The sequence below is a fragment of the Chlamydia trachomatis A/HAR-13 genome (assembly GCF_000012125.1).
Taxonomy (GTDB): Bacteria; Chlamydiota; Chlamydiia; order Chlamydiales; family Chlamydiaceae; genus Chlamydia; species Chlamydia trachomatis.
Window position 1 is genome coordinate 255,166 of the sequence record NC_007429.1, and the last position, 13,070, is coordinate 268,235.

Consider the following 13,070-nt stretch of genomic DNA (forward strand, 5'->3'; position numbering starts at 1 on the left):
CTTAAGGTAAAAGAGAAGCTTTCCTCTAAATAGAAAAGCGTATCGTCAACTCTTTTATAGATCTAAAAAGTCTTGCTTTCCTTAATCCCACCCATGAAATTTAGCATAAAAACCATCCAACATATTCACACACTCTTCTAAAAGGCCTATTTCCCTATTTTTCTGAGTCTCTAAAACCCTATAATGGCTGGAAATTTTCCGCGCACTTTCCTTGGCTTCTTGTAATAGCTGATCTGAATTGCGTATCACAGATAACAGGTAAGAAACTAATCCAAAAGCTCCTATACAAGAACCAATGATTGCAGCTCCTCCCACTACTCCTAAAACTAAGGAAGAATAGACTCCCCCAAGACAAAGAAAAACTCCTCCTAAAGCTGCAAGCAAACTTGTTAGAACAACTACAAATAACTGGTATGTTTTAGAACGGTGAATAAAGGAGTTGTTAGCCACATTTTCACTGTACCTCAGTTTTTGCTGAACAACAATTCCCTAAAAAATTGGTAGGACGCCAAACGTTCATAATTACTCTACTTGGAAACCATTAATAATTATCTCAGACTTTCTTCCAATACACATTTCAACCCACCTTGAAGCTGCTCTATTTTTTTCTGAGCAAGCTCTAAATCTTTGCTCTTTTGAGCAAGCAATCCTTCAACTTCTTTCAAATCTTCTTCTGCTTCATATAGAAGTTCTTGATAAGATAACACTAATCCAGGAGTCACGGCCTCTGGAGCTAACTCAGATGACTCTGAAGGGAGTCTCGTCGGTTTTAAAGAAAACCCATACATATAAACTAGACTTCCTCCTATACAGGCAGAACCCAGTGTCATTGCTAATAAGCTAAGAATAGGAGCAAAAAGAGAGACCACACTTCCTGAAAAAAGAAGCAGAAGAGCACCACCTAAAACTGCTAGTACCCCTAATACCAAGGCACCTATTGCCAACAATTGCTCTTTACGGCTTGTAGTAGTCTGAGCACCGATAGTTTCAGTATGATCGGCACGCAATGGTTTGCTGGAACAAAAAGAAATATTAAACATGGCGCCTCTATTTCGCAAAAAAAAAGGCCAACATGCTACAGGAAAGCTAATTAAAGTAAAAATTTTTATATATTTCAATGGTAGTTAAATACCTAATCTACCCAACCAAAAGATGTCTAAATGACAAAAAAATAATCGTATTTATATTATCATGAGACACTTATAGTCACATCTGCTTCATTCAGCTCAAATTCTAATGAAAAATCGGATTTAGAAGAAAATAGACTCGAAGAGTCAGAACTAGCCAAAATGTTTGTTCTAATTCTATTTTGCAATCCCCGACTACAAGACCAATAGAGAAACGTTAACCCTACTCCTAAAGCCACAGAACCAATGCATAATCGCTCCAATACCTAAACCGGCAAACACAAGCGACGATCCCCCGCAAAGCAAACAAAGCAAGGCTACACAACTTAAAATAGCAAAAATTCCTAAGGAAACGGCAAATTCTATATTTCCTCTTCGTTTGCAATAAATATGCGTCTTATACAGACACAACTCTGCGGGGCTCTCCAGAGTTGGAGCGCAAGAGGAACAAAAAAGATAAGACATTGTCGACTCCGGACCAAAAAAAGGCGAGATAATACGCGAGATGGTAAAAATACAGAAATATTTTTGACATAGAAAACCCTAACCCTCCTTTCATCGCGTGAGACTAGAGTGTAAAACAAGATGCGAAAGCAAGGTTCGCTATGTTTGGAAACAAACCTCCACACGGTCCCGGATTATCAAAACAAGTCTTCCAGGGATATGTTAGAGAACGTCCTATCCATACCAAAGCAACATATAGGCGTCTTTTGTGAAAAGACTGAATAGAGGAATCTAAGAAGCTTGGTTAGCGTCTATAGATGCTTTAAGAGCAGCTTTTTCCTTTTCAGCACTATCCAACCATCTTGTGTAGCTAGATAAAACTAAGCGCACATCGGACAATAAAGCTTGCTCATTTTTCTCTAATCTGTCCAAACAATCAATCTCAACTTCTATTGCCTTAGCTTCCAAAGCTTGGAGATCGTCCGTAAGACCTCGCAGAAATATCTTATTAATGAAAGAGACGGAGACCAAAGCGTCCTTCTCTTCTGAAAGATTACGCAAACGTTGCTCAGCCAAAACATTTTTTGCTTCTAAGCTAGCATAAGAGGATCGACACATAAGACGAGATATTCCCGCACCCACACAAGCAGATCCAATAATTAATGCAGCAATACCTATTGCAGTAAATATGACATTGCTAGCGCACAAAACCAAAGCTAATACCCCAGCGACAACAACTAAAGCGCCTACGATAGCTAAAGCTATATCCAAAATTTTGGAACAAGTATTCCCTTTTGTTGAAGACGAAGTAGATTTTATCTCTACGCAGGAAGCTGTTGGCAATGGTAAAGAAGAAGCGTCTCCGCTAATAGTAGTACTCATTTTTCCACCTTTTTATTTTTAAAGGGGAAAAACTGTATCAGAACGGCGCTTTATTCGCAAATCATTATAAATCCGCAACATGCAGAACTAAAGCGCCGTAAGCAAAAGGAACCCCTAACTCTCAGATGCAATATCTGAGGAGTCTTTAATTATTTTTTACGATGGGATGCCTGCACCTGCAGCCGCTCTGATAATGTCTTATTCTCAGATCTCAATTTACACAACTCTGCTGTTAATTGACTGCAAGTGTTCTGACTTTGTTGCAACCGCTGTTTAAACCCTTCTGTCTGATGACGAATTTCCTGTTCAGCATCCTCCTCAATGGAGGAAATTGTTTCGGCATAACGCTTACACAAATCTAATATTTGTTCTTCCAACTCTTGGCAATGCTTACTTACAGCTCGACGAGCTTCAAGGTTCACTTGGTAAACCTCAAAAAGAGCTTTATATTCTTCCTTAAGCCCCTCTATTTGCATAGAGACAAATTCTAACTGACGCTCAACCTCTACACGACGACTTCGTGCTCTAGCAAGGCCTAATCCTAAAAGAAGGGAACCAACCATAACTAAGATCATACCAGCAGCTAAAGAAGCTGGGGTCCCGATTCCTACTGCTGCAATCACAACCCCCGCAGTAGCAACTAAAAGTCCTATAATAGTTAAAGCTATCCCACAAGTTTTTGCTCCTACTCTTGCGGAACACATTTGTCGCATTGTATCAACGCGACTAGATATGGCAGCTGCTCCTTTTGCGAAAAGAGTAGCAGGTGCACCTGAATTAACATTAGAACAGCTCATTTATTTCCCCTAGAACTTAATGCCTAAACAAAACTTGGAAAAAGATTATAACATAATAGCCATTTTTAAATAACTAAATAATGAAAGCTAGAATTGATAAAATTAACTTTTTAACAATTTTTCTTAACATCCCCTATTAGAGAGCTCCTTTCTTGCAAAAAAAATCTCTCCTTTCTTACATTTAGTCTCAAAAGATATACCCCCTCTCAGAAAAACTGAGGTTTTATGCGCTCACCCCTGAAACTTTTATTCTCTCCTGAAAAAAGCAATATGATGCTTGGCTTAAGCATACTGCTTGGTTTGCTTCTGGGATGGCCGCATCTATCTTTCGTTTCTCTTAGTGCAGAAGTCATTTCGGCTGTTTTTTTAAAGCTGCTGAGACTTCTTAGTCTGCCTCTTGTATTTTTTGCTATAGGTTCGACAATCACTTCGATTAACAATCTAAAATCCATGGTCTCTGTCGTGAGATCCTCTCTCTACTATACCCTATTGACAACTCTTATTTCGGCTGCCATGGCTCTAGTTCTATTTATCTTTATTAAGCCTTCTGTTCCGTTGTCCGGGTTTAATGCCGCTACAGAAACCAATGCGACAGGTTACCTCTCCGTCTTATCAAAAACGATACCCGGAAATATTTTGGAACCTTTCCTGGAAAGCAATGTGATCGCTGCCGCCTTTTTGTCTGCCTTGCTAGCAACTTTCTCGCTTTCCCTGCCAGAAAACGAGCGCTTATTCGTTCGAAACGCTTTCAATACTCTATTCTCCTTGCTTCTTAGCATCTCTAAGGGCATTCTAAAAATGCTCCTACTAGCCACATTTGCCTTCTCTCTTCTTTTTGTCAGAGAAATGCGAACAGGTAATTTGGAACTTTCATCTTTTGGAGAATACCTGTTTTGTATTGTCACAGCTAACTGCCTTCAAGGATTCCTAGTTCTTCCCCTTCTTCTCAAGATGAAGGGAATCTCTCCTTTGCGTACGTTTAAGCTCATGTCTCGCCCCCTAGCAACTGCGTTTTTCTCCAAATCTTCTGCAGCTACTCTGCCTTTGACCATGGAAGTTGCCGAGGAAAACTTACACATCCGACCAACAATCTCCCGTTTTGTTTTCCCTCTGTGCTCTGTTATTAATATGAATGCCTGCGCCGCATTCATTCTCACCACAGTGCTGTTCGTAGGAGTCTCTAACGGAATCGTCTTTTCTCCTTTATCACTGATTAGCTGGGTCTTTATTGCAACTTTAGCTGCTGTAGGAAATGCAGGCGTTCCTATGGGATGCTACTTTCTAACTTCATCATTGCTAGCCTCTATGAATGTCCCTCTAGGTCTTCTTGGCCTTATTCTTCCTGCATATGCCTTGCTAGATATGCTAGAAACTTTGATTAACGTTTGGTCTGATTGCTGCGTTGTTTCTGTAATTAATAAAAAATTTTCTGAAACAGAAGATCTCCCGCCCTGCTCTTACACCAATGAATAGCGAGCCTTGAGATACAGGTCTTTATCAGCTCAAAAACATCGCTTCTTTAGAGGTAGAGATGAAATAATTGTTGAGCTACCATCGAAGAGCTATTCGTCTTAATCACGAGATCTTTTCGTTTGAAAGGATTGTTGACTGCACAGGTCCACTCCTTCTATGACTACTCTAAGAGAGAATGATTTATGAATAAAAAAAATACAGTATTCTCATCAAGACTGGGATTCATTTTGTCGATGATGGGAGTTGCTATCGGAGCCGGGAATATTTGGCGATTTCCTAGAATGGTAGCTCAAAATGGCGGCGGAACCTTTATTCTTCTTTGGTTACTGTTTCTAATTATTTGGTCGATTCCTTTAATTATCGTTGAACTCTCTATAGGGAAACTCACTAGAAAAGCTCCCATCGGCGCTCTGATTCGAACCGCGGGCCCTAAATCTGCTTGGCTAGGAGGATTTATTGTTCTTGTAGCAACATGCATACTTGGATACTACTCCAATATTGTGGGATGGGGATTTAGCTACTTCTTTTATTCCCTATCCGGAAAAATTGTCCCAGGGAACCACTTTCCTCAACTTTGGGCACATCACTGTCAAAGCTGGATGCCTCTAAGTTGCCACTGTTTAGCTCTATTTCTCGCTTATTGTATCATTCGGAAAGGAATCGTTAACGGAATAGAAACTTGTAATAAGATTTTGATCCCGTTCTTTTTCATTTGCGCTCTTGTTCTATTAGCTAGGGCGGTATCCCTGCCTCATGCTTGGGAGGGCATTCGCCTACTCTTTGTATTTAACAAAGCTTCTCTGTGCGATTACAAAGTATGGATAGAAGCTTTAACCCAAAATGCTTGGGATACAGGAGCTGGTTGGGGGCTTCTTCTTGTATACGCGGGATTCGCTTCAAAACAAACCAGCTTAGTCACCAACGGAGCCATTACAGCTATCACAAATAATTTTATTTCTTTTCTCATGGCTGTAATAGTGTTCTCCGCTTGCGCATCGTTAGATTCAACGGAAATGTTAGGATTACGAGAAGGCGTCGGCGCATCCAATATAGGAATGGCTTTTATTTATCTCCCAGAACTATTTACTCGGCTCCCTCATGCCCACATTCTCTCTACATTTTTTAGCGCAATCTTCTTCTTAGCCTTCTCTATGGCGGCCCTATCTTCGATGATCTCGATGCTGTTTCTTCTGTCGCAAACATTAACTGAATTTGGCATCAAAAAACATATTGCAGAATCTTCTGCAACCATTGCTGCGTTTCTTATCGGAGTTCCTTCTGCGTTGAATTTACAATTTTTTGATAACCAAGACATAGTCTGGGGAATCGCTCTTATTCTCAATGGCATGATTTTTATTTATTCCGCATTGAGCTACGGAATTAAGCGCTTAAGACAAGATGTTATCAATTCTGTTCCGGGTGATTATAAATTAAAAACTTACTTCGACATATTGGTAAAATTTTTACTCCCTTTAGAAGGAGTCTTACTGTTAGCGTGGTATTTCTATGAAGGAGCAATGCTTCCTCAAGCATATTGGTGGAATCCTTTTGTTTCCTATAACATTTCAAGTTTACTCATGCAGTGGGGATTAGGCGGAGGGGTTCTCTTTCTTCTTAACCGCAAGCTATACACAAAATTTTACTTAAACAACTAGATTTTAACTGAGTTGCTTGTAAGTCTTTTGCATGATATACTCCTTGGCCGATCGGGGCCTTCTAATTCATTGAAGGCTCTTTATTGTGATTCACAGAGGGAAATATGGTTCATTCTGTATACAATTCATTGGCTCCAGAAGGTTTTAGCCAAGTCTCTATTCAACCCAGTCAGATTCCAACTAGCAAAAAAGTAATGATTGCGATAATGACTCTTTTTGCACTCACAGCCATTGCAGCAATAGTCCTTTCCATCGTTACAGTTTGTGGAGGGTTTCCTTTTCTTCTTGCTGCACTTAACACCGTAACTATTGGTGCATCCGTATCCTTGCCGGTATTCACTTGCATAGCTACAACGTTATTACTTCTTTGTCTCCGTAATATCGAACTCCTAGCCAGACCGCAAGTATTTACCCTCTCCACTCAATTCAGCCCAACAAAACCTCAAGAATAGGTCGTCGCTCAGCAGAAAATGAGCTGAACGAAGCGGGAAGACTCACTGATTAAGCACATAAAGATAAGGCAACGTTATGACGTACTCTATATCCGATATAGCACACAAATCTGATATTTTTAATCCCACGTCTCCCGCTCCATCAAGAAAACGAGGATCCTTTCCCCCACAATCTCCTTCTGCCGTGGGCTCTTTAGAGGGAGCTAATTTCTCTACATGGGGGCCAGGCCCCTTCTTCACTGTCCCTGTTTATCCACAACAACTCGCTGCAATGCAAAACAACCTTTTTACATTGCAAACAGAGGTTTCTGCTCTCAAGAAAAAATTAGTTCAGTCTAGTCAGACACGCGGATCTTTAGGACTCGGCCCGCAGTTTTTAGCGGCATGCTTAGTTGCTGCGACAATCCTTGCAGTAGCTGTTATCGTACTTGTTTCCTTAGGACTTGGCGGTGTTCTTCCTTTTGTCCTTGTTTGTCTGGCTGGGTCAACTAATGCAATTTGGGCTATTGTGAGCGCCTCCATCACTACACTGATTTGTTGCGTTTCCATCGCTTGCATCTTCTTAGCAAAATGTGATAAGGGATCTGATCCTCAAACTTTATATGTAAGCTAATTTTTGAATTAGATTTAATTCTAAAATTTCTTGAAATTAACAATTAAATCTATTAGCATGCTTCTTTTCTATAAAGGAAGCGGATCGTTGCGAGCCTTGCGTTTTTTGCTTAGTTTGCGTCGCGGAGAGGAAAAGCGAGCTCTATTATTTCTTCTATTGGGGCTCATCTGGAGCGTCGCCTGCTACGGTTCCCTTGCTCTGGGGGAGAGCCTGTTTTTAGAAGAAATTGGAGCTGAGAAGCTGCCCTTTGCCTATTTGGGAGCATCCTTCTTTCTTTGCTTCATTTCGTGTTTAATTCTCTATAACCTCTCTCGGAAGCGACTCTCTCCAAGGGCTCTCTTTCTTTCGTTCATATCTTGCGTTCTAATCTGCAACCTTTACCTTTTTTGGCATCTAGCCATACACAAGGGTGTTTCTGGCACTCCGACTTTTCTCTATAGGATCCTTATATGGGGGCTGACAATTCTTTGTTATGCCAATTTTTGGGGGTTTATAGATCAATTTTTTAATATCCAAGATGCCAAACGTCATTTTTGCATTTTTAATGCCATTACATTTTGTGGAGATTTTTTAGGGGCACGTATCGTCAACCAGATTCAGTATCTCGGAGCCGAGCTAATTCCTCTCGCTTTTATTGTCGTAATTACTTTCATATTCCCTCTGGTACACTACATTTCATCGTCACTAAAAGAGCTTTCAGAAGATCACAATCTCTTCCTTGATACTGGCTATCCCCCTTCTACCAAACAAACTTTAAAGCTGTGTTTGAAGGATAAATACACCTTTTACTTGGTTAGTTTTTATTTTCTTATGCAGCTTCTTGTCGTATTCACAGAGTTCAATTATTTAAAAATCTTTGATGCACAGTTTGGAAACGCTGAGACTTGTGAGTTAACAGAGAATTTCACTAAGTACTCCTCCTGGATTTCCTTAGGAAATATGTTCTTTGCCTTATTTGCTTATAGCCGAGTAATCACAAGATTTGGAATCAATAACATCATTCTCTTCGCTCCCATCTGCTTCTTTAGCCTATTCTGTTGTTGGTCAATTAAAACTTCTGTCTTCATAGCAACAATGGGAATGATCGCTAGAGAAGGGCTTGCTTATGCTTTGGATGATAATAATCTACAGTTATTAATCTATGGCATCCCTAATAAAATCCGAAATCAGGTGCGGATCGCGATAGAATCTTTTGTTGAGCCTGCGGGGATGTTCATCTGCGCACTACTATGTTTATTCATCCCGCACCAATACGTACTCTGTATTATCATTTCCGCCGTGTGTATTCTTTTAGCAATATTGCTACGCACTCACTATTCAAAAGCCATTCTTAGAAATCTCTCTCTAGAATCAATACATCGTAGACGTTCTATACGCGAATGGTTTGCGGATATGAATGACACTGAAAAACGCCAAGCTGAAATCCTTCTGCTAACGCATTTAAAAAATCCTCAAGAACGCAACCAAATGTTTGCGTTCCAACACTTGTTGAACCTAAAAAATCGCGCAGTACTCCCCAACCTACTTCTTCACATGAACAAGTTGGGCTTATCAGGGAAATTAAAAACCCTGAATATGTTAAAAAATAGCGTATGGGCGAAAGATTTCCTCACTCTCGAACTACTAAAACGTTGGAGCAGCCTTCCCCAACATCCGACCATAGCAGCAGCTCTTCACCTCTATTTTGTAGAGCATGACTTGCTTCATGTTTCCGATATTGCCGATGATCTTTATGATCAGTCTGGAGACCGTCTATTTGCAGCTGTTCTCATCGTAAGAAAACATAAGCCTAGTGGAGAATACCAAGCTCTTGCCGAAAAACATCTCTCAGAAATTCTAGAATCTGAGGATCCGGAGTTAATAATTAAAGGTCTTTCTATCTTAGCTTTGGAAAGAAGCCCTTCAAACTTCCCTATTATCCTCCCCTTCTTGACGCATCCTAATGAACAAGTATTTCTACAAGCCTGCTTATCTCTAGAAACTTGTGCAGATAAACAATATGCTCAATACGGGCGGACGGTTCTCAATACACTGAAAAAGACAAAAGACACACAAGCTGCACAAGCTTTACTGAACACTCTAGCTGCCCTCTTGGATGCATCCCTAGTCTATGAGTTCGTTCTTGCCTCAGTTCAACTCAAAAATGTCTTACGCAAACTAGCAGAAACGATTCTAGCCTCTCTTCCTAAAGAATGTATTCCAATTTTAATTGAAATGGTCGCGGATCATTCTCTACACAATAGCTGCCGCATTATGGCAGCAAAGGCTTTGAGCCACATAGATAGTCGTCAACTAAAACGTTTAGCTTTGAAAATTTTAAAGTCTAAGGCTGCTAAAACTTTATTCTACGACTACCATAAAAACTTTATCCAAAAACGCTACCCTCGCTACGATCTCCATCTGCTTATTGAAAGCCTGGAAGCAAATTACCAAGCTGAAGTCAATTTTATGTTAGCCTTTTTAGCCATCGTCGGCTCATCAGATTATGCAGATGTTTTAATTAGATCTCTTACAGGGAAAAACCTAAAAGCTAGAGCTCAAGCTTTAGAATCTCTAGAAAAAGATTGCGAGAACCACTTGTTTACTCTTGTCACACCTTTTGTATATCGCGATAAGCATACTTCCGACGAGAAATATTATATGAAAAAAGGTGTGGAACCATTGGCTATTGAAGAACTTCTGAATCGTCTCGAACAAACCCCTTTCCTTTTCAGTAAGCTTATAGCTCAGCAACTAAAAGAAGAGCTTTCTCTTTGCGATGCAGAGTTTTCTTCTGCTCTACAAAGCTTTGCTAAGAAACAAAAAACCTCTATATTATCCCGGGAATACATAACTAGTTCCTAGCTTTAAATCCTTAGTAGGAGGGACTTCCTTGAACCTTATAGACAAAGCCTTTCTCCTGAAAAAAACTTTCTTATTTGCATCCTTAGACATGGATGTTTTGCTTTCTATAGCAGATAAATCTGAGGTCATGCTCTTTAAAGCTGGCTCTGAAATCTTTTCGGAAGGGCAACCAAGTTTCAGCCTATATGTAATAGCAGAAGGATGTGTGAAAATTTTTGCAAAAGAACCCGCTATTAATGTACGACTTAAACCTCTAGACTGCTTTGGGGAAGAAAGCTTTTTCAATAATAAAGTTCGGGAATATTCAGCAGAAGCGATTACCCTAGTGAAAACGTTGATATTGAATAAAGGACAGTTTCTAAGCATTATCGAGGAATGTCATTCCGTTTCATTGGTTCTCTTAGAGTCCTACTCAAAACAGATAGTCTTTCGAGATCAATAAAAAAACCCACAGTTACCTTTGGATGGGAACTGTGGGCCTAAACTCTTTGTTGCAGAGATTTTAGTTTTGACGCTCTTGGATGTATTTAATCACGTCACCGACTGTGCGGAGTTGCTCGGCATCATCTTCAGAAATTTCAAAAGCAAATTTCTCTTCTAAAGTCATAATCAACTCTGTCAAATCCAAGCTGTCTGCATTTAGATCTTCTATGAAAGAAGAGTCTACTTTGACATCCTCAGGACTTACTCCGAGCTGATCAACTATAATTGCCTTTACATCATCTTCTAAACTCATCCTATGATCCTTACTTTCATTTCAAAATGAAGCGCCTTCCATCTTAAGCAGACGGTCGACTTATGGCCATTTAAAATGGGCCATTGGGTTTCTCGCAGAGTCTATAGCAAAAAAAATCTAGCTTTAAATAAAACTAGAGTAACCAATCCCTACAAGTCTACTCTTTCGCACATTCTATGCGTAAGGGTTTTAGCATACTGAGCATCCTGCACAGCTACTATATCTCGACTGTATATACAGCCAACGAAATGCCTTCTAAATCAAAAAATCAGAAGGGCTTAGGGCGAGAAGCATAAACCGCTCGCGAAGATAGAGAAGAAGTTACCATGAAAAAACTTAATTTTTCAAGATAACCTTTCCCCAACTACTTAAGCCATACCTCCGTCAACACTCAAAACTTGCCCTGTGATGTACGAAGATCCGTCAGAAGCTAAGAACAAAGCGGCCTTAGCAATTTCTTCAGGTATACCAACTCTTCCCAAAGGAACTCCTTTCAACCACTCATTTTTCAAATTATCATTCAAGCTCTTGGTCATATCAGTATCTATGAAACCAGGAGCAATACAATTGACTCGTATATTCTTACTTCCAACTTCTTTGGATAACGCTTTACTGAATCCAATAATTCCAGCCTTAGCTGCTGCATAATTCGTCTGACCTGGGCTCCCTCTAAGTCCTACAATAGAACTAATATTAATAATTGCCCCAGATCTAGCTTTAATCATAGGTCTTATAACTGCTGAGCAAACGTTGTATATAGAACCTAAGTTGGTGTTAATTACCGAAGACCATTCTTCTTCAGACATTCGCATAAGAAGAGCATCACGCGTAATCCCCGCATTGTTAACTATAACATCGATAGTGTTATACTCCGAAAGAAAGTTCTGAACTTGTGTGGAAACCATATCATTCTTGCTGACATCAACAAGAGCAAAGGATACTTGTCTTCCAGTTTGCTCAGAAAGAGTCTGAGCAGCCGCCTGCCCCGCTTCCCCATTAATTCCCCAGATTTGGACATTAGCCCCTTGCTCAGCGAATAACTTCGCTATACTGAACCCTATGCCTCTAGAACCGCCAGTCACAATTGCAGTCTTGTTTACCAATAAACCACTCATTCACAACTCCGACGAAAATTCTCTATATCTTCCATAGACCCTAAATGTTTACAAGGGGAACTCAGTCCTATAGATCGGCTCAGCCCTGTGAGAACATTCCCTGGACCCAGCTCAAGGAATAAATCTACTTTAGGATCAATTTGAAAACAGGTTTGGTACCATAACGTTGGAAAAGTCATTTGTCTGACCATTAAAGAACGGATAGCCTCGCTCTCATACACTAACTCCCCTATTACATTAGAAGCAAAAGCTACATTAGAATCTTTAATTGCTAACTGGTACAGATAAGGAGCTAATTCGTCCTGAGCAGTTTGCATAAGCGGTGTATGAAAAGCTCCAGCAACCTTTAACATAACTACTTTTTTAGCCCCTAGTTCTCGAAGAATTACAGAAGCCTCTTCCACCTTATTTCTAATCCCAGCAATTACGATCTGCTTGGGAGCATTGTAATTTGCCACCCAAATCCCGTCTCCTAAAGACTCCAAAGCAGGTAATACAACATCCGCAGTTAATCCTAAAACTGCAGCCATTGCTCCCGAAGACTCTTCACAAGCAGCATTCATCAGCTCCGCTCTCTTTTGTACGATGCGAAGCCCGTCTTCTAAGCTAATACGTTTTGATGCTGTTAAAGCAGTATATTCGCCTAAACTAAGGCCTGAAACCAAAATAGGCTCGAAAGGACAGTGTGTAGATAAAACTTCTAAAACAGCTAAACTATGTAGATAAATGGCTAACTGACTATTCGATGTCTTTAATAGAACTTCTTCAGGTCCTTCGAACATAATAGAAGATAAAGAAAACCCTAGAAACTCATCAGCCTGAGAAAACAACCTTGCGACTTCCGAGGATTGTTGATAGAGATCTCTTCCCATGCCTACGAACTGGCTCCCTTGCCCAGGGAACAATAAGCCCACACGATCCATCACACAGTC

Annotated in this window: 13 protein-coding genes and 1 pseudogene; 6 read left to right on the plus strand and 8 right to left on the minus strand. The window is 40.2% G+C overall.

What is annotated here, in order from left to right:
- Positions 1–81: 81 nt before the first annotated feature.
- From CTA_RS01220 to CTA_RS01240, 5 genes and pseudogenes are all read right to left on the minus strand, one after another.
- Positions 82–450 carry a hypothetical protein gene (locus tag CTA_RS01220; RefSeq protein WP_011324651.1) on the minus strand — a complete coding sequence of 123 codons (369 nt, stop codon included), beginning with the start codon at positions 448–450 and terminating at the stop codon, positions 82–84.
- A gap of 98 nt (positions 451–548) precedes the next feature.
- Positions 549–1,040 (minus strand): hypothetical protein, encoded by a 492-nt coding sequence (locus tag CTA_RS01225; RefSeq protein ID WP_011324652.1) that lies wholly within the window; start codon positions 1,038–1,040, stop codon positions 549–551.
- Between the two features lie 149 nt (positions 1,041–1,189).
- Positions 1,190–1,592: pseudogene (locus tag CTA_RS01230) on the minus strand (hypothetical protein).
- A 270-nt stretch (positions 1,593–1,862) separates the two neighbouring features.
- Complete coding sequence (locus tag CTA_RS01235; protein ID WP_009871575.1) at positions 1,863–2,453, minus strand: IncA family protein; 591 nt, start codon at positions 2,451–2,453, stop codon at positions 1,863–1,865.
- A 149-nt stretch (positions 2,454–2,602) separates the two neighbouring features.
- Entirely contained in the window at positions 2,603–3,250 is a 648-nt protein-coding gene (locus CTA_RS01240) for a hypothetical protein (RefSeq protein ID WP_011324654.1), read from the minus strand.
- 225 nt (positions 3,251–3,475) lie between these two features.
- Here CTA_RS01240 and CTA_RS01245 point away from each other — a divergent pair, with 225 nt between their 5' ends.
- The 6 genes from CTA_RS01245 (at position 3,476) to CTA_RS01270 (ending at position 10,729) form a co-directional block, all read left to right on the plus strand.
- Entirely contained in the window at positions 3,476–4,723 is a 1,248-nt protein-coding gene (locus CTA_RS01245; protein ID WP_009871577.1) for a dicarboxylate/amino acid:cation symporter, read from the plus strand.
- 182 nt (positions 4,724–4,905) lie between these two features.
- On the plus strand, positions 4,906–6,378 hold the full coding sequence (locus CTA_RS01250; RefSeq protein WP_009871578.1) for a sodium-dependent transporter: 1,473 nt from the start codon (positions 4,906–4,908) through the stop codon (positions 6,376–6,378).
- A 104-nt stretch (positions 6,379–6,482) separates the two neighbouring features.
- Positions 6,483–6,830, plus strand: coding sequence for an inclusion membrane protein IncB (gene incB, locus CTA_RS01255; RefSeq protein WP_011324655.1), 348 nt, complete (start codon positions 6,483–6,485; stop codon positions 6,828–6,830).
- Positions 6,831–6,906: 76 nt separating this feature from the next.
- On the plus strand, positions 6,907–7,443 hold the full coding sequence (locus CTA_RS01260) for a hypothetical protein (RefSeq protein ID WP_011324656.1): 537 nt from the start codon (positions 6,907–6,909) through the stop codon (positions 7,441–7,443).
- Between the two features lie 57 nt (positions 7,444–7,500).
- Positions 7,501–10,287, plus strand: a complete 2,787-nt coding sequence (locus CTA_RS01265; RefSeq protein ID WP_011324657.1) for an MFS transporter — start codon at positions 7,501–7,503, stop codon at positions 10,285–10,287.
- A 28-nt stretch (positions 10,288–10,315) separates the two neighbouring features.
- Positions 10,316–10,729: a cyclic nucleotide-binding domain-containing protein gene (locus tag CTA_RS01270; protein ID WP_009871582.1), complete on the plus strand. Its 414-nt coding sequence runs from the start codon at positions 10,316–10,318 to the stop codon at positions 10,727–10,729.
- A gap of 60 nt (positions 10,730–10,789) precedes the next feature.
- Here CTA_RS01270 and acpP read toward each other — a convergent pair whose 3' ends face one another.
- The 3 genes from acpP to fabD form a co-directional block, all read right to left on the minus strand.
- Positions 10,790–11,023, minus strand: coding sequence for an acyl carrier protein (acpP, locus tag CTA_RS01275; RefSeq protein WP_009871583.1), 234 nt, complete (start codon positions 11,021–11,023; stop codon positions 10,790–10,792).
- 368 nt (positions 11,024–11,391) lie between these two features.
- The gene (gene fabG, locus CTA_RS01280; protein ID WP_011324658.1) at positions 11,392–12,138 is read right to left on the minus strand and encodes a 3-oxoacyl-ACP reductase FabG; all 747 of its coding nucleotides are present in this window, start codon (positions 12,136–12,138) and stop codon (positions 11,392–11,394) included.
- Positions 12,135–13,061: an ACP S-malonyltransferase gene (gene fabD, locus CTA_RS01285; protein ID WP_011324659.1), complete on the minus strand. Its 927-nt coding sequence runs from the start codon at positions 13,059–13,061 to the stop codon at positions 12,135–12,137. Before fabD ends, fabG begins: the two co-directional genes overlap by 4 nt.
- Between the last annotated feature and the right edge of the window lie 9 nt (positions 13,062–13,070).

Bases quoted from the DNA above. Each gene is read 5' to 3' on its own strand.
- CTA_RS01225 (WP_011324652.1), bottom strand. From the start codon at position 1,040: ATGTTTAATATTTCTTTTTGTTCCAGCAAACCATTGCGTGCCGATCAT.
- CTA_RS01235 (WP_009871575.1), bottom strand. From the start codon at position 2,453: ATGAGTACTACTATTAGCGGAGACGCTTCTTCTTTACCATTGCCAACA.
- CTA_RS01240 (WP_011324654.1), bottom strand. From the start codon at position 3,250: ATGAGCTGTTCTAATGTTAATTCAGGTGCACCTGCTACTCTTTTCGCA.
- CTA_RS01245 (WP_009871577.1), top strand. From the start codon at position 3,476: ATGCGCTCACCCCTGAAACTTTTATTCTCTCCTGAAAAAAGCAATATG.
- CTA_RS01250 (WP_009871578.1), top strand. From the start codon at position 4,906: ATGAATAAAAAAAATACAGTATTCTCATCAAGACTGGGATTCATTTTG.
- incB (WP_011324655.1), top strand. From the start codon at position 6,483: ATGGTTCATTCTGTATACAATTCATTGGCTCCAGAAGGTTTTAGCCAA.
- CTA_RS01260 (WP_011324656.1), top strand. From the start codon at position 6,907: ATGACGTACTCTATATCCGATATAGCACACAAATCTGATATTTTTAAT.
- CTA_RS01265 (WP_011324657.1), top strand. From the start codon at position 7,501: ATGCTTCTTTTCTATAAAGGAAGCGGATCGTTGCGAGCCTTGCGTTTT.
- acpP (WP_009871583.1), bottom strand. From the start codon at position 11,023: ATGAGTTTAGAAGATGATGTAAAGGCAATTATAGTTGATCAGCTCGGA.
- fabG (WP_011324658.1), bottom strand. From the start codon at position 12,138: ATGAGTGGTTTATTGGTAAACAAGACTGCAATTGTGACTGGCGGTTCT.
- fabD (WP_011324659.1), bottom strand. From the start codon at position 13,061: ATGGATCGTGTGGGCTTATTGTTCCCTGGGCAAGGGAGCCAGTTCGTA.